The sequence below is a fragment of the Pseudohaliea sp. genome, assembly GCF_040217025.1.
Classification (GTDB): Bacteria; Pseudomonadota; Gammaproteobacteria; order Pseudomonadales; family Halieaceae; genus Pseudohaliea.
Window position 1 is genome coordinate 372,167 of the sequence record NZ_JAVJOA010000010.1, and the last position, 22,641, is coordinate 394,807.

A 22,641-nucleotide genomic window follows, 5' to 3' on the forward strand; every position below is an offset into this window, starting at 1 on the left:
TGCTGTGTCCCTTTAGCCTTTCATGGAGCGGGAAGACCAGCGAGGAAATCATTCTCGTGTACAGACTCACTGCCCGCCCTCGCTCGCACGCCGGTATACAGAAAGCAGTTGATCCACGCGACGCGACCACGCATTGGCCACCGCGTATTCCCTTATTGCTGAACTATCGGGCGGGCTCTGCAGCAACTGCTCAATCGCCTCGCGGAGGGCCTCGCCGTCACCGAACGGTACAAGCCGTCCCAGGGCCTCCGACTCCACTACTTCGGCGTTACCGCCCACACGTGTCGTCACGACGGGCAGGCCACACGCCATGGCCTCGAGGAACACATTCGCCCAGCCCTCGTTCTCGGTGGCGAGAACGAACAGATCCGAAGCTGACAGCGGAACCCTGAGCTCCTCTGGAGGGATCGCTCCCAAGAAATGCACGCAATCCGTCAGTCCCAAGGCTGCCACCTGCTGTGCCAGCTGATCACGCATATCGCCCTCCGGTCCCGGGCCGCCGACCACGAGGTAGCGTAGCTCGGGCCAACGTTCGCGCAGCGCCGGCAGGATTTCAATTACGCGGTGGAAGCCCTTCCGTGCCACCAGGCCACCGACCGAAATCAGGACCGGCACCCCAACGGGCAGGTCGAGACGCCTTCGCGCCTCTTTCCGGTCAACCGGCTGGAAGCGCTCGCAGTCAACACCATTACCAATACGCTCGATCTTGGCTGGATCAGCTCCCGCGGCTGACACGACATCTCGCAGTGAGTTGGCGACCGTGATTACGCTTGCCGCGCGGTTCAGGGCGCGGAGCAATCGCTTTCGCAACGCCGGTGTGCCACAGCAGCGGACTTCGGTTCCACGCAAGGTCACTACGAAAGGGATCGATAACCACCGCGCGAGGTAACTCGCACCATAGCCGTCCGGATAAGCAAAGTGAGCATCGAGCAGGTCCACACCGCACTCCCGGGCGATACGAGAGACAGTACCGTAGGCACTCAAGGCCATCATGAAGCCATCGAAGCGCCGACCTAGCCCTGGCAGGGCAAGAAAACGCGGGGAATAGACTATGAGGTCATCCTGGACCTCCCGTCGAGGTACCGACGGTCGGTAGCCGGGTCTAACCAGGCGCAACAAGCCTTGGAACGGAAACCAGGGCTGAGGTGAGACAACCGTCGCCTGAACCCGCGGCATGACCTGGCGCAGCCGCTCCCGAATAAACAGCCCAGCCTGAGGACGGGCGCTGGTCGGAAAGAGAGAGCTGAATAGGACGAGCCTAAGCATTTTTTCAGCCATGCGAACCGTCCGCTAGCGCTGCGTATATGTGCTGGTAGCGCGCAACACTCTTGGGCCAGTTGCGCTCTTCTGCGACAAAGCGTCGTCCCGCCTCCCGAATTCCATGCGCGCCCTCTTCGTTCGCGAGCATCTCAGCCACGCACGTTGCCAGGGCCGCCGCATCACCTGCCGGGAAGAGCCGGCCGGTCACCCCGTCCTCTATTAATTCCCGGTGGCCACCGACATCCGAAGCGGCCACAAGTCGCTCCTCGGCCATTGCCTCAAGGGGCTTAAGCGGCGTGACTAAGTCAGTCAGACGCATGGGCAGGCGAGGATAGACGAGGATATCGACTAGATGATAATAGGCTTGGACATCACAGTGGGGGACGCGACCGGCAAGCACCACCGCTTCCTCAACTGCCAACTCGCGAATCCGCGTCCGAATTCTTGCCTCTTCTGGCCCGCCACCGACCAGCAGCAGCCGAAGTTCCGGAGTAGCCGCTAGCAGGGCCGGCAGCGCCTCTATCAGTAAGGGCAGGCCCTCGTACCCATAAAAGGAACCGATGAACCCGATCACGCGCTTGCCGTTCAAGCCCAACTGCCCTCGGAGTTCCGGATCGGGTTCGCGAGCCTGACCAAATTCCTCTATGTTCACAGCGTTCGGAATCACGGTTATCTTACTTGCGTCGATACCCCGTGCCGCGATGTCACTGCGAAGCCCCTCACAGATCGTAGTTACGGCAACCGCTCGACGGAACACGTGCGTTTCTAGAGCGCGCGTCGCCCGGTAGCGCAGGCCCCCTTCCGTGCTCGTGCCGTGATCGACGGCCGCATCCTCCCAGAAGGCGCGGCATTCGTAGACGACGGGCAGGCCCAGGTGCCTGCCGGCGCGCAATGCGGCCAGGCCGTTGAGCGCCGGCGAGTGCGCGTGGAGGATATCGGGGCGCTCCGTGGCGGCCACTTCGACGATGCGCCGGGCTAGAGTCTCCACTACCGCCCACTGGTCGAGGAGCGGCAGCCGGTAGAGCGGGTTGCGGCTTGGCGCCGTGCGGTAGAAGCGCAGCCCGTCGACGTCCTCTTCCGCCGCGGCGAACGGCCCCTGCTTCAGCGAGGTCACGTGCGCAGTTTCCCATCCCCGCTTGCGCTGCTCACGCAGGATATTGCGGGTGCGGAAGGTATAGCCGCTGTGCAGGGGAATGCTGTGGTCAAGCACGTGCAGGATGCGCATGGCCGTCAGTCCCCCGCGAGCGACAGGTCATCGTCGCGGGTCGCGGCCTGGAACATGAGCAGGGTCCACAGCGGCGCGCTGTGATCGCGCAGGCCGCGCTGGTGCTCGTTGACCAGCCGGGCCAGGGTGTCACCGTCAAAGAGGCCTGTGTCGGCGAGGCCGCCGGCGAGCAGGCTGCTGCGCAGGCGCTCCTTCAGCGGCCCCCGGAACCAGTCGGCCAGCGGCACGCCAAAGCCCATCTTCGGACGGTAGAGCACGTCTCGGGGCAGGAGCGACTCGTGGGCTTTCTTTAGCAGGTACTTGCCCTCGCCGCCGCGCAGCTTGTACGCCGGCGGCAGGCCGCTGACCCACTCCGTGAGCGGATGGTCGAGCAGCGGCACCCGCACCTCCAGGGAGTGGGCCATGCTCGCCCGGTCGACCTTGGTAAGGATATCGCCGGCCAGGTAGGTCTTCATGTCGAGGTACTGGATCAGCGACAGCGGGTCCTCCGCCGGGCAGTTGGCCGCGTGCCGGTCGAAGACAGACTGCACGCTGTAGCCGCCGAGCTCACGCTTCAGTGCCGGGGAGAACAGTTTCGCACGCTGCTCCGCCCGGCAGATGGAAACGGAGTGCAGGTAGGCCTCGACGCTGTTCCGGGCCAGGGCCTGGAAGGTAGTCTTGGCGCGGAACATTCGCGGCGCCCAGTCCGCCTTCGGATACACGCGTCCCAGCGCGCCGAAGAGCGTCCGCCGCAGGCCCAGGGGCAGCAGACCGCGCGCCCGCTCCTCGGCCATGTGCAGCCGGTAGCGGCGGTAGCCGGCGAAGTGTTCATCGCCGCCGTCGCCGGAGAGCGCGACGGTCACCCGCTCCCGCGCCAGCTGGCAGACCCGATAGGTGGGTATCGCCGAGCTGTCGGCATAGGGCTCGTCGTAAAGGGCCGCCAGGTCGTCGAGCAGATCGAAGTCGTCCGCGCTCACGGTGCGCTCGAAGTGGTTCGTGTGATAGCGCTCGGCGACGCTGCGCGCATAGTCCGTCTCGTCGAAGCGCGCCACGTCGAAACCGATGGCGCAGGTGTTCACCGGCTCATCCTGAAGCCCCGCCATGGCGGCCACCACGGCGCTGGAATCGACACCACCGGAGAGGAAGGCGCCGAGCGGCACCTCCGACACCAGCCGCACCTGCACGGCCTCGCGAAGGCGGGCTAGGAGCTCCCGCTCCAGGTCCGCTTCGCTGGCGGTAGCGGCCGGGCTGAAGGGCAGGTCCCAGTAGCGCTGAGGGGCGGGCACGGGCCTGCCGCAGGTAAGCAGCAGCGTATGCCCCGGCTCCAGCTTCCAGGCATCGCGGTAGATCGTGTCGGGCTCGGGCACGTAGCCGAGTGCGAAGTAGTCCTCGATGGCACTGGGGCGGATGCGGCGCGGAAAGGCGGGATGCGCCTTGATTGCCTTCAGCTCCGAGGCGAACAGAAACTGACCGTCGCCCAGGGGCGCGAAGTACAGCGGCTTGATGCCGAAGCGGTCGCGGGCCAGGAACAGTGAGTGGCGGCGTCGGTCATGAAGGGCAAAAGCGAACATGCCGCGGAAGCGGTCGACGCAGCGCTCGCCCCACTCGCGCCAGGCGTGGAGGATGACCTCCGTATCGCAGTGAGTGCGGAACCGGTAGCCGAGCTGCCGCAGCTCCGCGGCCAGCTCCCGGAAGTTGTAGATCTCGCCGTTATACACCAGGCACAGCTCGCCGTCTTCGCTCTGCATCGGCTGTTGCCCAGAGGCGAGATCGATGATCGACAGGCGCCGGTGGGCCAGGGCCACGCCGGGCGCGAGGTAGACCCCGCCCTCGTCCGGCCCGCGGTGGAACTGGGTCTGGTTCATGGAATCGACCAGGTCCCGGGCGAAAGCCCGCTCGCCGGTGAGGTCGAAAATGCCCGCGATACCGCACATGCCGTCGCTGTCGCTCCCTTGCTGCTTTCCCGGCTGCTTTCCTGTCTTGTTCCCGTGGGCGGCGCGTCAGTCCGCTCCCCGTCCCGCGGGCGTAAGGTCCGGGGTTCCGGCCCGCCCGAGCAGGTCGTCGTAAACGGCCAGGTAACCGGCCACCGTCCGCGACCAGTCGAAGCGCTCGCGCACCGACCGCCGCCCCGCCTCGCCAAGGGCTCGCCGCCGCGCCGGGTCATCGAGCAGCGGCAGCATCGTCGCCGCCAGCGCTACCGGGTCGCCGACCGGCACCAGGAACCCGGTCTCGCCGTCCAGAACCAGTTCCGGATTACCGCCGACGCGGGTGGCGATTACCGGCAGCCCGGCGGCCATGGCCTCGAGCACGGTGTTCGAGATGCCCTCCCCCAGGGACGGCAATAGGAACAGGTCCATGGCACCCAATAGCGCCGGAACGTCCTCCCGGTCACCGGCGAGCCAGGCGTAGTCCTCAAGGCCCGCCGTCGCGATCTGAGCCTCCAGCGCCGACCGCTCCGGTCCATCGCCCACCACTATACAACGCACCGCGCGCCGCAGATCGGGTCGCTCGTCGAAACTGTGGGCGAGTGCACGTATCAGGCTGCGCTGGTCCTTCACGGCGGCCAGGCGTCCCACGGTGCCGACGACCACGGCATCCACCGGCCAGTGCGCTGGCCAGTCCAAGGGCGGCGGCGGCGGACGGGCAAAGCGCTCATGGTCGACCCCGTTGTAGAGTTGGGTGACCTTGCGCCGGGGAATGCGAACCTCGTTAACAAGCCACTGCTCGATGTCACTGCTTACGCAGATGAAACGCTGCACCAGCGGCGCCAGGGCGCGGCGGAGCCATCGGTAGCGTGGGTTACTCCCGTCCAAGTCGTGCACGTCGCGACCGTGCTCACCATGCACCCGCCGGGTCCGCGGCATGACAAGCCCCAGCACCTGGGTCTCGAGCGCGGCGAGATTGCGCGTGTGCACGACGGCGGGCCGCAGCAGGCGCAGCGTGCGCCAAAGGCGCCAGTACATCGCGGGGTCGTGCCCGGGCCGCTTGTGCAGCGCGATGACCGGCACGCCGGGCACGGTGATCCTGCCGGCGAAAGCGCCTGCCTCGGTCAGGCAGACAACCGCATGCCGATAACGGCCAGCCGGCGTGCGGTTGATCAGGTTGACCAGGCCGTTCTCCAGCCCGCCGGTGCCGAGAGCGTAGATGATGTGCACGACCAGCGGCGGCGCGGGCACTCCCATCACTGGCGCCCGGGGTCTGCGCGGCCGAGGCCGGCGGCCAGCGCCGCGTTGATGGAAGCGGAGTGATCCCGCAGGAAGAGCTTGAGGCGGTCACGGGCCGGAGCGGGCTCGCCCTCTGCCATCGACGTCACCAGCAGAAGCTGTGTGCCGACGCGCGGCCGGCCCAGCAGCTGTCGCCGCACCTCCAGCCACTTGACCCGGTAGGGACTGACGGCGGTTTCGCCATTGACGTGATACCACGCCCAGGCCAGCAGCCGCTCGCCACCGAACCGGGCCCGTAGCTGCCGCTCGTCAACAGACCCGCCACCCGGTAAGCCGTAGTCCAGCACGCGCTGGCTAACCACCCGCCAGCTGCTCCCGTCGGCGACCCATTCGTTACCGTAGCCCACGAGTTCCTTTTCGCCCTGGGTCTGCGCAACGACTTGTCGCAAGACCAGCGTCACCGGGCCTTCGGCCGCATAGCTTGCTTCGAGGCGGCGATCTGCAGCCTGCGCGACCGGACGCCATCTGGTGAAGGGCTGGTCGAGACGGCGCCAGCCGTCAGCCGGGTCCGGCGCCTGCAGTTCGGCAGTCACGACCGTCGCCGAGGCGCTCAGGCGCTCACCCAGGGCCTGCACACCCACGGCGATGCCAAGCGTCAGCCCTGCGATGAGTACACGCGCGGCAGGGGCGCGAGTGCCGGCACTGTCCCTTGCCCGCTGCGGCGGAGCGCTCGCGCCTGCTTCCTGCCAGAAGCTGCCGATCCAGAAGAGGAAGAACATGACCAGCCCAAAGAAAATCCAGCCGTAAATCAGGTGGTCTACCCCAGTCGCCAGCTCCATGTTCGACAGGTGCCCCAGCATGACGATGCCGTAGGCGCGCAGCACGTTGGCGATGATCGGCGTAACGATTGCCGCGAGTACGAAGATCACCCTGCGCCAGGGGCTTCGGTAGCTGAGGTGACCATAAAGCAGGCCCAGCGTCACGGAGGCGATGATGTAGCGGACGCCCGAGCAGGCTTCAACGACGGACCAGCTGCCGGTCGGCAGGTAGAAGAACAGCCCTTCCTGGTACACGGGAACACCGCTGGCGCGCACCAGCTTCACGGTCCAGTCGGCTGTGAGCGCCATCATGGGCGGCTCGAGGCCCTTGCCCATTGGCACGGCCAGGAACAGGAAGAGAAGGGGGAAGGCCAACTCCCGGGACGCTGGCGTGCCCACCAGCCCCCAGGCAGCCGCGACCAGCATGGCCACCAGGCCAACCTGCTGCACAACCAGCACATCGACCAGGGCACCCGCCAGCCAGAGCAGCGCCCCGGCGACGAATGGCAGGACGGCCGTAGCGGCGGCGACAGGGGCATGAGACAACACCCGGGCCCGCGCCCGCCACGCAAGCCACAGGGAGATGGGCAGGATGAGGAAGCCGTGGTTATAGCTGGAGGACACCGTCCAGGTGTGCACCATGGCGCCGAGCGTTTCCTGGAAGAGCGTGCCAAGCAGGAGCCAGGCCAGCGCGAGGAGACCAAGCGTCAACCGCCAACCCCCCGGGATCGGGGCCGAGGCCGGCAGCCCGCCTGTCACACCGCGTTCACTCACCGCTTCGGCGTGCATGGCATTCTCTGCCCCCGGCGAGCAAGGTGACGACCTCCGGCAGGCACGCCTCCCAGGCAAAGCGCGTGCGAACCAGCTCGCGCGCGCAATCGCCGAGGCCCGCATGCTCGCCGCTCAGCAGGGCCTGCACATGCCGCGCGTAATCCGACGGATTCTCGGCAACGAGCACGTGCCGGCCGTCCAGCGCCTCGATGCCCTCAAGACCTTTACCCGTCACCAGCACCGGCCGCTCCATGGCCATCGCCTCCAGCACCTTGTTCTGCACGCCGCGGGCAATGCGCAGGGGCGCAACGGCAGCGAGAGCGTGAGCGAGGTAGGGCCTCACATCGGGAACACGGCCTGTGACCGAGACGCCTGCTAAAGAAGCGAGGGCCTGCACTTCAGCGCTGGGGCTGCTGCCCACGATGTAGAAAACCAGCCGCTCATTGATGCGCCGAAGGGCCGGGAAGACCTCGCGGGCAAACCAGCAAACGGCATCCACGTTGGGCCAGTAGTCCATGGCGCCGGTAAACACCAGCACCCGGGCCCCGGCAGGATAGGGGTTGGCATGATCAGCGTCCGGCGCAAAATAAGCGGCATTGACGCCGTTGTCGAAGTGGCCGATGCAGTGAGCCACCTCCGGCGCCAGGCGCCGGAACAGAGCGGCCTCGGTGGCAGAAACGAAGAGGCCGGCATCGAAGCACCGGGCAACGGCTCGCTCGTGTTCGAAGAGCCGCTGGCCCTCGCGGCGGTACACCCAGGACAGGGGCCAGCGCTTGCGCGCGGCGTACTGCAGCCACTTGTCCGAGTCCACATCGACGAAGTCCACCACACGGCGCTCGAAAGCCACATCAGCCGGGAGGTACTGCGCCATGGCCGAGGAGTAGACGATCGCGTGGCGGATAGCGTGCTCGCGCACCGTATGCTCAACACGCCGGGCCAGTGTGCTATCCCGGTAGTAGGGGAGGGTGAGGGCCTCGCCGGTGAGCAATCCGCGCGCACTGCGCAACGTCGCCCGCCAGGGCACTAGCGGCGCGAAGATGGCCGAGCGGCAGTGTTTCTCCACGTCGGCCGTGAAGGCCCAGTCCGCCGGATCGTCGACAAAGGTCGCCAGGTGCACCTCAAAGTGCTGCGCCAGGTGGTGCAGCAGGTGCAAGGCACGGATCTTGTCGCCCTTGTTCGGCGGGTAGGGGATGCGGTGGCAGAGAAACAGCAGCGGCAGCCGCGGCACGGTGGTGCCGGCTTCCAGGACGGGCTCCGAGGGCGCGGCCGCGGTCATCAGCCCAGGCTGCGGGCCAGCGGCGGCCCGAGAAGGTTCGCCACGGGCAGGGGCAGGCGCTGCCAGGTCCTCACCAGCAGCCGGTACTTCGGGTTGTTCGGGTTGAGGTCCGGCAGCTCGTCGACAGTGACCAGGTCGTACTCGTAGGGCAGCGGCGTGGGCTCGAAGCCGAAGTGCTTCTTGAAAGCGAAGGGGCCGGTATCCCTCTTGCTCCGGCCGAAATCGAAGCCGGTAACGCCCTCCTCCGCGCTGCGCCGCAGGAGCTCCCAGTAGAGGATGTGGTTGCAGCCCTTGATGTCGCGGGTGCGAGTCACGCTGCCGCCATAATAGGGCAGGACCTCGCCGCGGAAATAGAAACTGAGCACACCGGCAACGTCCTCCCCGTCCTCCCCGGCGACGCCGGCAACCAGCGCCTTGTCATCGGTGCCGGCGACCGGTTGGCCACCCGGCGCCTGACGGATCATCAACACCCGGCAGGCGTCGCCGAACTCCTGGCGCAGGATGTCGAGGTAGCCGCGGCCGAAGACCGGCGTGCCCAGATTGCGCAGACTCTCGGCATACACGCGGTACAGGCGCGCCGTGCCGCTGTCCTCCTCGCCGTAGAGGCCGGCCTTCAGCGCCTTGCGCAGCATGGCACGCTGGCGGTTAGGGATAGCCTTGAGGTTGGCCCCGTTGTCCGCAGCGATGGGCTTGCGGAAGGTGTAATAGAGGTCCTTCACCGGCCAGCAGCTGGCCGTGGGTTCGCGGTGGCGAAGCTCCAGCGCCTCGACCCCGAGCTCCCGGGCCAGGGCGCTCGCCCGCTCACGCAGCGCCGTGGCGGCCGCCTCGCTGCCGGCGGCGATGCCCCCATAAACGCAGAAAGGCAGGCTCGCCAGCTTGCGCCCGAAGAGGCGGCTGCGTACCTCGGCCAGCGGCAGCACACCGGCTACCGCCCCGCCGTCCTCGGCAAGCAGAAAATGGCAGCGGTGACCGAAGGCACGCTCCAGCACCCGCCGCCAGGGATAGCGATGAAAAAAGGTGGCGCCAGGCCACCCGTCCACGAAGGCCTCCCAGGCCGGCTCGTCCGCCGGGCCCGCCGCGCGCACGGTGATGCTCACGCCGCAGCCTCGCCCGCCTTGGCGTTGGCGCCAGAGCCCACGGCGAACACCTCGTCCATGCGCCCCCAGGAGAAGTCGCCGAGAAGCCGCTCCAGCCGCCGCTCCATGCGACCTAGGTTCAGGTAGTGGCGCAACCGGGTTTTCAGGCCGACGCCGGCGATGCGCGGCTGTGCCGGGTCGATCTCCCAGGGGTGGAAATAGAAGTGGGCGCTCTCGCCGTCGCGACCGTTTACCCGGCGCAGGGCCCAGCGCGAAAAGCCGTAGGGATACAGGCGGAACCAGCCGCCGCCGCCGACGTTGAGGTTGCGCCCACCGAGGGGCACGGTGGTCACGGGAATCTCCCGCAGCCGGCCGCCGGCGGTGTCGAAGGCAAAGCGCGGCGCCTCCGGCATGCCGTAGAAGTCGTGCCTGAGCGGCGCAATGCTGGAGCTGTAGGTGTAGCCCTCGTCCGCCAGCACCTCGTGGGCCCATAGGTTGCCGCCGTTGATGGAATAGCTGGGCGCCCGGTAGCCGCGCACGGGTACGCCGCCGAGATCCTCGAGGAGGGCGCGGGTGCGACGCACGTCGGCGCGGAAGGCCTCCGGGGTCTGCTCCGTCACCCGGGTGTGGTCCCAGCCGTGGCTCGCCAGTTCGTGGCCGCTGTCGACGATGCGCCGTACCAGCTGCGGGTGACGCTCGGCCACCCAGCCCAGGGTAAAGAAGGTTCCGCGCACATCGTGGCCGGCAAATAGCTCGAGCACACGCTCCACGTTTGCCTCGACCCGGGTGGCGGTACGTTCCCAGCTCTCCCGCGGCACGTGGGCCTCGAAGGCCGAGACCTGGAAATAGTCTTCCACATCTACGGTCATGGCGTTGCGGGGTGCCGGGGTGCTCATGCGGCGCGCGCCACCCCGCACCACTCGGCGATGGTCGCCACGATGCGCTCGGCAGCGCGGCCATCCCAGAGCGCCGGCTGGCGCCCGGCCTTGCCCTCGCCAGCGCGGATGGCGGCAACGGTGGCAAGGATCGCCTCGCGGTCGCTGCCGACCACGGTGTTGGTACCCTCGCTCACGGTGATCGGCCGCTCCGTGCTATCGCGGAGCGTCACGCAGGGGACGCCCAGCGCCGTGGTCTCTTCCTGGATGCCGCCGGAATCAGTGAGGACAAGCGCCGCATAGCGCATCAACCCGAGCATTTCCAGGTAGCCTTGAGGCGGTAGCAGGGCGAAGCGGCCTGTCTCCAGGAGACCTGCGAGACCCGCCGCTTCAATGCGCGCCCGCGTCCGTGGATGCACCGGGAAAGCGAGCGGTGTCTCGCGGCTGATCTCCACCAGGGTCTCGAGCAGCCGCTTGAGCGTCGCGGGGTCATCGACGTTCGCCGGGCGGTGCAGCGTCAACAGGCCGTAGTGCGCTGCCCAGCCTGCCTGGCCGGCACTGCCGAGCGTCGCGGCCGCGGGTTTCGCGCCGGCAAGGTTGTAGAACAGCGTGTCGATCATGACGTTGCCGGCGAAATGGACCTTGTCATAGCTGATACCTTCGCGGGCGAGGTTGTCAGCGGCCGCTGCCTCGGTGGTGAACAGCAGGTTCGAGAGCTGATCCGTGAGAATGCGGTTGATCTCCTCCGGCATGCTGCGGTCGCCGGAACGCAGCCCCGACTCCACGTGGATCACCGGGATACCTTTCTTTACCGCCACCAGGGCGCAGGCGACGGTGGAGTTGACATCGCCCACCACCAGCACCGCATCGGGCCGCCGCTCGTCCAGCACCGGTTCGAAGCGGAGCATGATCTGCGCGGTCTGCTCGGCGTGGCTGCCGGATCCAACCTCGAGGTCCACGTCCGGCTCGGGGATATGCAACTGCTCGAAGAAGGCGTGCTTCATGGCAGCGTCATAGTGCTGGCCGGTATGCACGAGCGAGGCGGTGAGCCCGTGCGCGGCAGCCAGGGCGCGCATGATCGGGGCGATCTTCATGAAGTTGGGCCGGGCCCCCACCACGCAGAGGATGTGGGCCGATGCGCTGGTCCGGGTCATGGCATGCCTCGTTCAGAAGAAAGTGTGGCGCAGACTCAGGGTGATCCGGTTCTCGGCGAACTCGTTGAAGGCAAAGTCGGATTCTTGATCGGTGTATTGCCAACCCAGGGATACGGAGGTTGCAGCGCCGATCCTTCGCCGATAGCTAACGCCGCCGATCCATGCCGTGGCATTTTGCGCAAAGAATCCGGCATTGCCACCCTCACCCTCGCTTTCTCGGTAACCAATTCTGGCACTCAGTGAACCCAGCGAAGACAACTGCCGTGTTACGGCAAAACTAGCATTGCGAAACGTGCCTTCCCCCAGCGTCTCGACCTGGGTCTGCTGAGATTCACTAGCAGTCGCGGAGAAACGAGTACGCCGTGCCTGAAAGCTATAGCGGAGCAGGAACTGCTCATTGAGGATCGGAGACTGGCCAATGAAGGTTGGTGTGCCCGACCCTGTTACCGGATCGACCGGCAATTCTCCCAGATCCGGTGGAAAAGGATCTTCCTGTTCAGTCCCTGGTGCTCTGAGGTCCCGAGGGAACTGGAGCGTGCGCAGATAGCCGGCCTGGAAGATGGAGCGTTTGTGTCGGTACTCGACGTTGAAACGAGGAGTATCACCAAAGAACCGCTCACCAGTACCAATATCTACAGCGACCCGCTCATTCGGCGTCCAACGCAACCCGACGTCCCAGAACTCACCATCTATGTCGTCACTAGCACTGGTGAAGACATTCCACTCCTCGCCGACATAGCCGTTGAGCTGCAGGCTTCGGGTCAGCTGGAACGCGAGGTTAAGCTGTGCGGAAGAAAGTTCGTTGGTGAAGGCCGGGGCCCGAGCCGATTCCTCAAACTCCACTTCGCTGTACTGGCCGGAGATGCTGGCTGTAAAGCGACTTGTGCCCGGAATCATGCCAAAGCGGCCCTGCCACTGATTTTCATTGCTATCCGCCAGCAGCCCAACCGCGTTGGTCTGTTCGTTGTAGTAATAGCGCAGGAAGAACTGTGTACGACCGCTGAACTGACGAGCGGCGGTTGCCCCAGCGCCCCAGCGATAGGTAATGTTGGTATTGTCTCTGGCGTTGATTCCATCATCGCCGCCGGGCGCAAAAGGGTTGATGGGGTTCTGTCCAGCAAAGGCATCGGCATTCAGGGTCAGCCAATTCTCTACGACTTCGGTGTCCGCAGAAAAATTTCCAGTAGGGATCACAGATTCCCGATTGAGAAGCTGACCGCCCTGTGCGCCGCCCGGGCAATCTGTATCCAATTGGTCAAGGGTGTTCAACTCTACCCTGGCATTCAGGGAAACACTCGCCCGCGCACCGGTCCCCTTTAGACGTATGTCGGGCGTCACAGTGCCCACATACTCGCCCTCCTTATCGCGGTTCGCCAGACAGATGTTGTCGGAATAGTAGCTGCTCAAAGAGACAGCAGCTCCTCTTTCCCATTCGGCAGCCCAAGCTACCCCGCCCCCAGCGAAAGAGGCGGCGAGCGAGAACAATGCCCCGCGCATAACTCTCACCGGACTGTCTCCGGCTGGGGTGGTTGCTGTTGGTCGCCCTCACGCTCTCCTTGCCCATAGCCATGCCCATACCCATAGCCATAGCCGTAGCCATAGCCGTAGCCCATGCCAAACAGATTAAAGCGACGCCTGGGCGCACGGTTCAGTACTACTCCGACCATCTTGTCTGGGCCGATGTGTTCAAGGGCTCGTTGCACCGCACCCTGCGCCGTCACTCCAGAACTGGCTACGAACACGATCTGCCCCATAAAACTAGCCAGCACCCCGGCCTCGCTAGTGAGAAGCAGCGGAGGGGAATCAAAGACGATAACCCGGTCCGGATAACGGCGGGCCAGCTCGAGCATTAGCTGATGCATGTTGTCGCTGGCGAGCAACTCCGTTGCATGCTCGCTCGGCGAGCCCGCCGGCAGAATCCGCAGCTTGGGCATGTTGGTGCGCAGGATGACGTCGCGAGGTTCCACACCGCCCTTACCCAGAAGGTCGATCAGCCCCGGTGTATGCGATGGGACGCCCAATAACCGCCCGGCCGTTGCCTTTAGCACGTCAGCATCGACGAACAGCACGGTCTTGTCCTGCTCCATCGCGATGCTCAGTGCGAGATTTATCGAAGTATAAGTCTTCCCGTCACCTTGCAAGGCGCTAGTGACCATGACCAGATTCGGGTTTTCAGACTTAACCGAGCCAGTCGCTATATTCTTCAATAATGGTCGCTTAATACCGCGAAACTCTTCGGCGATCGTACTCCGCGGTACGCTCGGAGACATGAAGCCACGAGCCTGCAACACCTCGAAAGGAATCTCGACCAGTGGCTTTCCATCAGAGGCGCCCACCGGGGGCGTATCCTGTTGTGCGTCAGTGCGTGAAGCAGTGGCGCGCTCTACCGTATCTGGAACATCGTCCTGTTCTTTCCTGTGCAGGCTACCCAGCGCCTTCTCGATGGTACTCATGCGAACCGCTCCAGCATCTGCGGCGCGACTAGCAACACGCCAAACATGACCATCAGTGACGCGACGCAGGCTCCGAAACCCGCGAGCCGCCAGCGCTCCCGCCGCTTCTGTTCGGCGCTCTTGTTCCAGGTAACGCTACCGAGTAGTGGCAACCCTGTTGCCATGGCAAGCATTCGCGCGTCGTTGATGATCGGATGGATGAACGACAATCCTAGGGCCAGAGCGATACCGGCGCCAACGGCAATCACCAGCACCCCTGCATTTAGCAACAGTTTGTTTGGCTCACTGGGTTTGCTCGGAACGAAGGGTGGGTCGACCACCCGAAAACTGACGTCGCCGGCATTGTTCTCGACATCAGAGGAAATGCGCGCGGATTCACGCCGCTGCAACATCTCCTCGTGTTGCTGGCTTAGTACCCCGTAATCGCGGCTAAGTTGCTTTAATTGAGCCTCGACCTCAGGAATGGAGTTCACTTTCTCGGCGAGTTCCTCCACGCGCCTTTCATACTCCCCTACCCGCACCGAAAGCTCCGCCACACTGGCGTCAGCCTCTGCCAACATAGTGCGCATGCCCTGATAAACCGGACTGTTGGCGACACCACTGAACGTGCTTGCCGCCCCAGGCCCCATGGCTTGTAATTGTTCAGCACGCTCGGTCCGGAGCTCGTCAATCAAGCCCGAGAGCTGCTGAACCTCAGGGTGCTTGTCCGTATAGCGTGCAAGCAAGTTGTCGAGTTGTCCCTGTAATGCCTGAATTCGGGAATCGATGGGCAAGCCAGTGGGTGCAGAACTGCTGCTGCTGATGAACACCGGTTCTTCACCATCGATCTGGCGCTGAAGTTCGTCCCGCCGATTCTTCTGCTCGAGTAGTTCCAGCCGAGCCGCCTCCAACTGACTACGCGTACTCTGCAGCCTGGCGTAATAGTCTCCGCTTTCCCCGGGGAGCACGTCCACGTTCTCCTGCTTGAAGCGGGCGAGGCGGTTTTCGGCCTCGACCAATCGGCGCTCCGACTCAGCGATCTGCTTATCGAGGAAGCTCTGTGCGCCCGAGCTATCCTCTCGCTTATCATCTAGCGACATTTCGATGAAGACCGTGATCAGCGACTGAGCAATACGGCGAGCGGTTTCACGCTCCCGGTGCGTTACTGAAATAAAATACATGGAGGAGTTGCCACGAGTCCCGCTCAGAGAGATCGAATCCTCCAGCCTTGAAATCAATGCTTCTTTCTGCGTGTCCGTAGTTACCGCAAGGTCGAGGTCAGTCATGCGCGCTAGCTTCTCGAGATTCGGTCGGCTAAGCAGAGTGCGGCTCATCATCGCGATGCGCTGGTCGATATTCGGCGTAATGGCCAGCCCTCTCATCAACGGGCGAAGGACCGAGTTCGAATCAACATAGAGGCGAGCTGTCGCCTTGTAGGACTCAGGCATTTGCCAAACATAGGCCCAACCAGCGAGGGCAATCACCCAAGCGAAAAGCAATGCCGCCCAGCGATGCCGCCAGACGCCGAGGGCGTAACCGTAAACCTGCGCCAGCGCTTCCTGCATAGTCCTGACCTCCGCGGCTCGCCGCTATCAGAACCAGCTCTCGGCGATGATCACGATATCACCGGGCATGAGCACCATGTTCGCCGAGATGTCGCCATCCCGCAGCAGGTCGTCGAGGCGCAGGTCGTAGGCGCGCTGCTCGCCGTTATAGTTGCGCACCAGCACAGAACCGTTGCCATCCGCGAACTCTGTCATGCCACCGACGGCGATCATCAGGTCGAGGAGCGTCATGCGCTGGCGGAACGGCACGCTGGCCGGCTGGGTGGCCTCACCCACCACGCGCACCTGTTGCTCGGGCACGCCGACGAAACCGTTGACGATGACGCTGACCACCGGCTGGCGCACGTACTCGGCGTAGGCTTTCTCGATATCCCGCGCGAGTTCCGTTGAGGTCTTGCCAGCCGCCGGCAGGTCTTCGACGAGACGGGTCGTGAACTTGCCGTCCGGGCGAACGATGCCGGTCGTGGTCAGTTCCTCGTTACCCCAGACGAAAATCTCCATCGTGTCGCCCGGGCCGATGACGTATTCGTAGTCGGGAATGTCGAAGCGCTCCTCGGCGGGCACGGTGGGGTTGCCGCCGCAGGCAGCGAGGCCCAGGGCCAGCAGGAGCCCCAGGGGCGCGGCCAGGAGCCGCCGGGTAAACAGTCGAGACGCCGTCATTGTATTGTTCTCCTCTCCGGGGTTCTCCCCGCTGTTCGAAATCAGTATAGACCGCATTGCAAACTGCAAACTATGCGTCATCCCCTCTTTTATCACTGATCTGTGAAAGCAATCACAGGCAATGCAATCACAATAACTCTACTGCCTTAGCGCGCCAGTGGCCCGAGGCTGAAACCACTGGCCGCCCAGGCCACCAGGCCGATGGAGGCGGCGACCAGCAGGCCGGCCACCAGCATCGACCGATCCTTGCGAGACGTTGGTGCGGGGTCTGGTGTACGACGCTCTGCGGTATCCCTCTCCTCCACCGCACGGTGGACAGGCGCAACTGGCGGCAATCTGGGTGACACCGGCGGCGGCTCCTGCTCGGCAGTCTGCTGTTGCTGCACCGGCTCGGGTTTCGAAGCCCGCGCAGCGGCACGTATCGGCATGCTGACGACCCTGGCACCACCGGCGGCCGCCACCGGACGGCAGGTCGCAGCCTGCTCTTCGGCGTCCTCCTCGGGCTCTTCCTCCCCCGGGGGTTTGCCCGTGCTGACGATCCTCGCCTCCGGGGAAGGGCTGGATACAGGCGGCTCGTCAGCCTGCCCTGCCCGGCTATCGCCACCGTCGCCGCTCACCGGGCTGTCCGCCGTATCCGGCTCGCCCGCGGGCTCCGCAGCAGCGGCGGGACCCGGCTCATAGCTGTCCTTCGCGCGGAAGTCCCTCGCGGTGAAGCCGCTGCCCGCAGCGAGGTTCTCTTCCTGCAGTTCACCGATGACTTCCTTTACATCAGCGACTTCTACCTTGTGGCGCCCCTCGACCGCGCAGTGCAGGAACAGCCGGCTGCATATGAGATTGATTCGCCGCGGAACGCCCTCGCTGAACTTGTAGATCAGCGGGTACACCGCGGTGCTGATCGCGGGGTCTCCCTGCCAGCCCACGCGCTCCAGCCGGTGCCTGATATAGGCCTCGGTCTCCTCAGCCTCCAGCGGGCGCAGGTGGCTGGCGGCGACGATGCGCTGGTGCACCTGCTCGAGCTGGGGGCTGAGAATCAACTCCCGGAGTTCCGGCTGGCCGAGCAGGAAAATCTGCAGGATGGGCCGCCCACCCACCTGGATGTTAGTGAGGAGCCGCAGCTCCTCCATGGCGGGGGCGGACAGGTCCTGAGCCTCGTCGACGATCAGCAGTACGCGCTGCCCTTCTCGCTGCCACGCCTTGAAGCGGCGCGTGAGAGCCTGCAGCAGTTCGCCCTTGCGGGTGATCGCCGGGTCGATGCCGAATTCGTCCGCAACGACCTTGAGCAGGTCGTCGGCGCCGAGCTGGGTGCAGACCAGGTTGGCCGTGGTCACGTTCTCGCCCGCGAGCTGGTCGACGAGTGCGCCGATGAGGGTGGTCTTACCGGTACCGGGGCGTCCGGTGACCATCACGAACCCCTCGGCCCGCAGGAAAGCATAGGCCATGTAGGCCCGCGCCTTGCTGTAGGCCCGGTGCTCGTAGGCGAAGCCGTGGTCCGGGCTCAGCCGGAAGGGCTCCTCGGAAAAGCCGTAGAACTGGTCGTACATGGCATCAGCCAGACCCGTGAAACCGAACTTTCATCCTGAACCGCCGGTGGAACCTTGGCAAGGGCCGGCCTGTGCTGCTGCTCACAGTCCTGGTCAAAGCCTGGCGACCCGGCAATCCCGTGGTCTAAAGCCCGGCGCTCACAGGCGCCAGAGGCTGATGCCGCGCTCCGCGGCCTCGCCCCGGTCCAGCACGCCCTTGATATCCAGCACCACCCCGTCGTCGGCCAGGCGGCCTTCCAGGAGGCCCAGCCCCTGTTCGAGGTAGGCCGCGTGGGGCACTGCGAGGATGACCGCGTGGGCGGGTTGCAGATCGGCCCAGGACAGCAGCTCGACGCCGTATTCCTCCCGCGCCTCCCCCGTTTCGGCGAGCGGGTCGTGCACCTGCACCGCGCAGCGGTATTCCGCCAGCTCGCGCAGGATGTCCTCGACGCGGGAATTGCGCAGGTCCGGGCAGTTCTCCTTGAAGGTCAGGCCCAGCACCGTGACCCGGGCGCCGGCCACGGGGTGCCCCCGGGATGCCAATTCCTTCACCGTCTGCTCGGCAATGTACTTGCCCATGCCGTCATTGACGCGCCGGCCGCCGAGGACAACCTGCGGGTGGTAACCGACGCTCTCGGCCTTGTAGGTGAGATAGTAGGGGTCAACGCCGATGCAGTGGCCGCCGACCAACCCGGGACGGAAAGGCAGGAAATTCCACTTGGTGCCCGCTGCCTCGAGCACGTCGAGCGTGTCGATTCCGAGCTTGTGGAAGATGAGTGACAGCTCGTTCATCAGCGCGATATTGAGGTCGCGCTGCGTGTTCTCGATGACCTTGGCGGCTTCGGCCACCTTGACGGAGGCGGCCCGATGGACGCCGGCATCCACCACGCTCTCGTAGAGCGCCGCCACGCGTTCAAGGGTGGCAGGCGTGTCGCCGGAGACCACCTTGGTGATGGTCTCGAGCCGGTGCACCTTGTCGCCGGGGTTGATCCGCTCCGGTGAGTAGCCGATGTAGAAACCCGGGTCGCCTTCCGCGGCCGCGGTGCCCTCGCGCCCCAGCCACGGCAGGCCGCTCTCGGCCTCGAGGATCGGCACGCAGACCTCCTCGGTGCAGCCCGGGTAGACGGTGGACTCGAAGATGACGATCGTACCCGGCGACAGGTGGCGGCCCACGGTGCGCGACGCGCCCTCGAGCGGCGAGAGGTCCGGGCGCCGGGCGGCATCGATGGGGGTGGGGACGACCACGACCACGATCCCCGCCTCCCGCAGCCGCGACGGATCGGCCGTGTACTCGAGATGCTCCGCGGCGGCCAGCTCGTCGCTGCTGACTTCGCCGCTCGGGTCCTCACCGGCGCGGTAGCGCGCGAGCTTGGCCTCGTTCAGGTCGAACCCGATGGTGCGGCGGCGGCGGCCGAAGGCCACCGCCAGCGGCAGCCCCACGTAGCCGAGGCCGACGATCGCTACTGTGTCGTTCACGCGTTACTCGCTCTCTCGTTGTGATGTTCTGCCAGGAACCAGGCCGCCGTGCGCGACAGGCCCGTTGCCACGTCCACGGCCGGGGCGTAGCCAAGCCGTTCTCTCGCCCGCCCGGTATCGGCCAGCGAATGGCGCACGTCACCCTCGCGGAAGGGGCCGTAGTCGGCAGGCAGTTCCGCTACCCCGGGGTATTCAGCGGCCACCGCATCGCGGATGGCGGCGTACAGCTCGTTGAGCGTGGTGCGCGCGCCGTAGGCGATGTTGTAGACCGTGTTCACGGCGTCCTCGCGGTCCGTGGTGGCGGCGAGCAGGTTGGCCTGCACCACGTTGTCGACGTAGCAGAAGTCCCGCGAGGTCTCGCCGTCGCCGTTGATCCCGCAGCGCTCCCCGGCCAGCAGCTGCCCGAACCAGCGCGGAATCACCGCCGCGTAGGCGCCGGCGGGATCCTGCCCCGGCCCGAAGACGTTGAAGTAGCGCAGGCCGATGCTCTCCAGCCCGTAGGACCGGGCGAAGACGTCAGCGTAGAGCTCGTTGACATACTTGCTGACCGCATAGGGCGACAGCGGCGCGCCGATCACATCCTCCACCTTGGGCAGCCCCGGATGGTCGCCGTAGGTGGAGGAGGACGCCGCGTAGACCACGCGGCGCACGCCCGCATCGCGGGCCGCCACCAGCACGTTGAGGGAACCGTCGACGTTTACCGCGTTGGTGGTCAGTGGATCCTCAAGGGAGCGCGGGACGCTGCCGAGGGCGGCCTGGTGGAGGACATAGTCCACCCCGTCTGTTGCCGTGCGGCAGATCGACAGGTCCCTGATATCACCCTCGGTAAAAAGGAAGTCGGCCGCGGGCCCGGCCTCGCGCCGGACCCGTTCGAGATTGCGCCGGTGCCCGGTGGCGAAGTTGTCGAGGCCGACCACGCGCTGGCCCAGGGAAAGCAGTCGAGCGGCCAGGTGCGAACCGATGAATCCGGCGCAGCCGGTGACCAGCCAGGTCGCGGGCTGTTCCCGAAGCGAGGCTTCAACGGTCTCGATAGGCGACATCCCCACTCCCTTATCTCTGCAACCCCACGCCCGGCGCTTTTTGTGCGCGGTGTCTCGTCCGGGCGCGCGGGTCGTTTACAGCCTTGAGCGGCGAGTATAGGGTCTGGGAGTCTGTCGGGCCACGGCGTTGCCGTGACCGGCGCCACAGTTTGAAGCACGCGCCGGCCGGGCTTGCCCGGACCGCTATCCGCCATGGGAGGAAGTTGCCTTGGGCAACATCGGCCTGTACACGTACCTCGTAGCCGCCGTCGCCTTTGCGTTGCTCGCCGTGCTGATCATTGTCCAGCAGCGGCGAACGGCGGTGGGGCCGGCGCTGCTCGCGGGCTGCGGTGCGACGGCACTCTGGGCGGGCACAGTGGCCCTCGGTACGCTGGCCGAGTACCCGCCGCTGGCCGCCATCCAGCTGACCGAGGCCGCCCGCAACCTCGCCTGGCTGTTCCTGCTGGTCCAGCTGCTCTGCCTGCAGAACGGCGGTGATCCCTGGCGCTGGCAGGGCCGCCGCTGGCGGGGCACGTTCGCCCTCTTCGCCCTGGCGCTCCTCGTCGTCGCCGGGCTTCGAGGGCTCGCTGGCGCGCGCTCGGCCCTCGGGCTCAACGTCAGCACCTACCACAACACCATGCTCGCCATCTCGCTGCTGGTCTCGCTGGCAGGGCTCCTGCTCATCGAACAGCTTTACCGCAACGGCACGCAGGCGGAGCGCTGGTCGCTGAAGTACCTTTGCTTCAGCCTGGGCACGCTCTGGGCCTATGACTTCTTCATGTACGCCGAGGCGCTGCTCTTCCGCCAGCTCGATGCCAACCTCTGGCAGGCCCGCGGCCTCGTTACCGCGCTGGTCACCCCGTGGCTGGCCGTCGCCATCGCCCGCAACCGCGACTGGCAGCTGGAGCTGCACGTGTCGCGGCAGGTGGTGTTCCACACCGTCACCCTCATGGGTGCCGGCGTCTACCTGCTGGGGATGGCGGCCATCGGCTACTTCATCCGCTTCCTCGGCGGCAGCTGGGGCGGGGTCCTGCAGGTCGGCTTCCTGGCGGCGGCGCTCGGGCTGCTGGCAAGCCTGCTCTTCTCCGGCAAGCTGCGGGCCCAGCTGCGGGTGCTGCTCAGCAAGCACTTCTTCAGCTACCGCTACGATTACCGGGAGGAGTGGCTCAAGTTCACGCAGGCGCTCGCGGCGCTAAGCGACAACGTCGCAGAGGGGATCATCGCCACCATGGCGCCGCTGGCGAGCAGCCCCGCGGGTCTGCTCTTCGCCGCCGGCGAGGGGGCGCCGCGGCTGCTGGCTCACTGGCAGATGCCGCCCCCGGAGCGGCGGCACGAGGGCCTGGGCAATCTCCCGGCCTGGCTGGCCCGCACCGACTGGGTGATCGACCTGCGCGAACTGCACGAGCAACCGGATCTCTACGAGGGCCTGGAACTGCCGACGTGGTTGAGGGAGGACCCGCAACTGTGGCTGATCATCCCGCTGGTGTTCCGCGACAGCCTGGAGGGCATCCTCATGCTGCGGCGCTCCGACCTGAAGGAACGTCTGAACTGGGAAGACCGGGACCTGCTGAAGACCGCCGGCCGCCAGGCGGCCAGCCACCTGGCGCAGCACCTCGCCGCGGAGGCCCTGGTCGAGGCCCGCCAGTTCGACGCCTTCAACCGCCTCTCGGCCTACGTGATCCACGACCTCAAGAACATCCTCGCGCAGCAGTCGCTGATCGTCTCCAATGCCGAAAAGCATCGGGACAACCCGGCCTTCATCGACGACATGATCGCCACGGTGGGGAATTCCGTGACCCGTATGCAGCGGCTGATGGAGCAGATGCGCTCCGGCGTGCGCAGCGCGCCGGCGGGCCGGGTCGACCTGCGCCCGCTCCTCGAGCAGGTGGCTGCCGAGCGCGCCGAGGCAAGACCGGCCCCGACGCTGGAATGCGCGGCCGATGCCTGCCCGGTGGAAGCCGACCGGGATCGCCTGGCGACGGTCTTCGGCCACCTGGTGCAGAATGCCCAGGAGGCCACGCCCGACGATGGCGAGGTCCGTTTGTCCCTCGCCTGCAGCGACGGATGGGTCACGGTCACGGTCAGCGACAGCGGCCGCGGCATGGACGCGGGCTTTCTTCGCGATCGGCTGTTCCGCCCCTTCGACTCCACCAAGGGGCTCACCGGCATGGGCATCGGCGCCTTCGAGAGCCGCGAGTACGTGCGTCAGCTCGGGGGGGATATCGAGGTGGAAAGCGCGCCCGGCGAGGGCACGATCTTCCGGGTGCGGATTCCGGCGCTCGCTCAGGAAGGTGCTGACGAACCGGCACGAATCACAGCAGCCGCCCCCGACCCGGCTGACCTGAAGACCGGCTGAGCATAGACAGGGTAG

The 22,641-nt window shown here is 65.9% G+C and carries 17 protein-coding genes; 1 reads left to right on the forward strand and 16 read right to left on the reverse strand.

The features are described 5' to 3' along the window. Nucleotides 1-66 precede the first annotated feature (66 nt). The 16 genes from RKE50_RS13105 to RKE50_RS13180 form a co-directional block, all read right to left on the reverse strand. Nucleotides 67-1,278 carry a glycosyltransferase gene (locus RKE50_RS13105; RefSeq protein ID WP_350036980.1) on the reverse strand — a complete coding sequence of 404 codons (1,212 nt, stop codon included), beginning with the start codon at nucleotides 1,276-1,278 and terminating at the stop codon, nucleotides 67-69. Beyond that, nucleotides 1,271-2,485: a TIGR04063 family PEP-CTERM/XrtA system glycosyltransferase gene (locus RKE50_RS13110; RefSeq protein ID WP_350036982.1), complete on the reverse strand. Its 1,215-nt coding sequence runs from the start codon at nucleotides 2,483-2,485 to the stop codon at nucleotides 1,271-1,273. Before RKE50_RS13110 ends, RKE50_RS13105 begins: the two co-directional genes overlap by 8 nt. Nucleotides 2,486-2,490: 5 nt before the next feature. Then, complete coding sequence (locus tag RKE50_RS13115; RefSeq protein ID WP_350036984.1) at nucleotides 2,491-4,398, reverse strand: XrtA/PEP-CTERM system amidotransferase; 1,908 nt, start codon at nucleotides 4,396-4,398, stop codon at nucleotides 2,491-2,493. Between the two features lie 66 nt (nucleotides 4,399-4,464). Then, on the reverse strand, nucleotides 4,465-5,646 hold the full coding sequence (locus RKE50_RS13120; RefSeq protein ID WP_350036986.1) for a TIGR03088 family PEP-CTERM/XrtA system glycosyltransferase: 1,182 nt from the start codon (nucleotides 5,644-5,646) through the stop codon (nucleotides 4,465-4,467). After that, a complete protein-coding gene (gene xrtA, locus RKE50_RS13125; protein WP_350036988.1) occupies nucleotides 5,646-7,235 on the reverse strand; it encodes an exosortase A in 1,590 nt (529 codons plus the stop codon). The genes RKE50_RS13120 and xrtA overlap by 1 nt, the downstream gene beginning before the upstream one ends. After that, nucleotides 7,213-8,493 carry a TIGR03087 family PEP-CTERM/XrtA system glycosyltransferase gene (locus RKE50_RS13130; RefSeq protein ID WP_350036990.1) on the reverse strand — a complete coding sequence of 427 codons (1,281 nt, stop codon included), beginning with the start codon at nucleotides 8,491-8,493 and terminating at the stop codon, nucleotides 7,213-7,215. Before RKE50_RS13130 ends, xrtA begins: the two co-directional genes overlap by 23 nt. After that, nucleotides 8,493-9,590, reverse strand: coding sequence for a GNAT family N-acetyltransferase (locus tag RKE50_RS13135; protein WP_350036992.1), 1,098 nt, complete (start codon nucleotides 9,588-9,590; stop codon nucleotides 8,493-8,495). The genes RKE50_RS13130 and RKE50_RS13135 overlap by 1 nt, the downstream gene beginning before the upstream one ends. Then, nucleotides 9,587-10,465 (reverse strand): XrtA system polysaccharide deacetylase, encoded by an 879-nt coding sequence (locus tag RKE50_RS13140; RefSeq protein WP_350036994.1) that lies wholly within the window; start codon nucleotides 10,463-10,465, stop codon nucleotides 9,587-9,589. Before RKE50_RS13140 ends, RKE50_RS13135 begins: the two co-directional genes overlap by 4 nt. After that, nucleotides 10,462-11,598, reverse strand: coding sequence for a non-hydrolyzing UDP-N-acetylglucosamine 2-epimerase (gene wecB / locus RKE50_RS13145; protein ID WP_350036996.1), 1,137 nt, complete (start codon nucleotides 11,596-11,598; stop codon nucleotides 10,462-10,464). The genes RKE50_RS13140 and wecB overlap by 4 nt, the downstream gene beginning before the upstream one ends. Before the next feature lie 12 nt (nucleotides 11,599-11,610). Then, the gene (locus tag RKE50_RS13150) at nucleotides 11,611-13,095 is read right to left on the reverse strand and encodes a TIGR03016 family PEP-CTERM system-associated outer membrane protein (RefSeq protein ID WP_350036998.1); all 1,485 of its coding nucleotides are present in this window, start codon (nucleotides 13,093-13,095) and stop codon (nucleotides 11,611-11,613) included. 5 nt (nucleotides 13,096-13,100) lie between these two features. After that, entirely contained in the window at nucleotides 13,101-14,051 is a 951-nt protein-coding gene (locus RKE50_RS13155; protein ID WP_350037000.1) for an XrtA-associated tyrosine autokinase, read from the reverse strand. Continuing rightward, entirely contained in the window at nucleotides 14,048-15,595 is a 1,548-nt protein-coding gene (locus RKE50_RS13160; RefSeq protein ID WP_350037002.1) for an XrtA system polysaccharide chain length determinant, read from the reverse strand. The genes RKE50_RS13155 and RKE50_RS13160 overlap by 4 nt, the downstream gene beginning before the upstream one ends. Before the next feature lie 27 nt (nucleotides 15,596-15,622). Beyond that, nucleotides 15,623-16,255, reverse strand: coding sequence for an XrtA/PEP-CTERM system exopolysaccharide export protein (locus RKE50_RS13165; RefSeq protein WP_350037004.1), 633 nt, complete (start codon nucleotides 16,253-16,255; stop codon nucleotides 15,623-15,625). Nucleotides 16,256-16,401: 146 nt separating this feature from the next. Next, nucleotides 16,402-17,796, reverse strand: coding sequence for an ExeA family protein (locus RKE50_RS13170; protein ID WP_350037006.1), 1,395 nt, complete (start codon nucleotides 17,794-17,796; stop codon nucleotides 16,402-16,404). A 138-nt stretch (nucleotides 17,797-17,934) separates the two neighbouring features. Beyond that, the gene (locus RKE50_RS13175) at nucleotides 17,935-19,251 is read right to left on the reverse strand and encodes a nucleotide sugar dehydrogenase (RefSeq protein WP_350037008.1); all 1,317 of its coding nucleotides are present in this window, start codon (nucleotides 19,249-19,251) and stop codon (nucleotides 17,935-17,937) included. After that, the gene (locus tag RKE50_RS13180) at nucleotides 19,248-20,291 is read right to left on the reverse strand and encodes an SDR family oxidoreductase (RefSeq protein WP_350037010.1); all 1,044 of its coding nucleotides are present in this window, start codon (nucleotides 20,289-20,291) and stop codon (nucleotides 19,248-19,250) included. The genes RKE50_RS13175 and RKE50_RS13180 overlap by 4 nt, the downstream gene beginning before the upstream one ends. 208 nt (nucleotides 20,292-20,499) lie before the next feature. Between RKE50_RS13180 and prsK the strand changes: the two genes are divergently transcribed. Next, nucleotides 20,500-22,626, forward strand: a complete 2,127-nt coding sequence (prsK, locus tag RKE50_RS13185) for an XrtA/PEP-CTERM system histidine kinase PrsK (RefSeq protein WP_350037012.1) — start codon at nucleotides 20,500-20,502, stop codon at nucleotides 22,624-22,626. Nucleotides 22,627-22,641 lie beyond the last annotated feature (15 nt).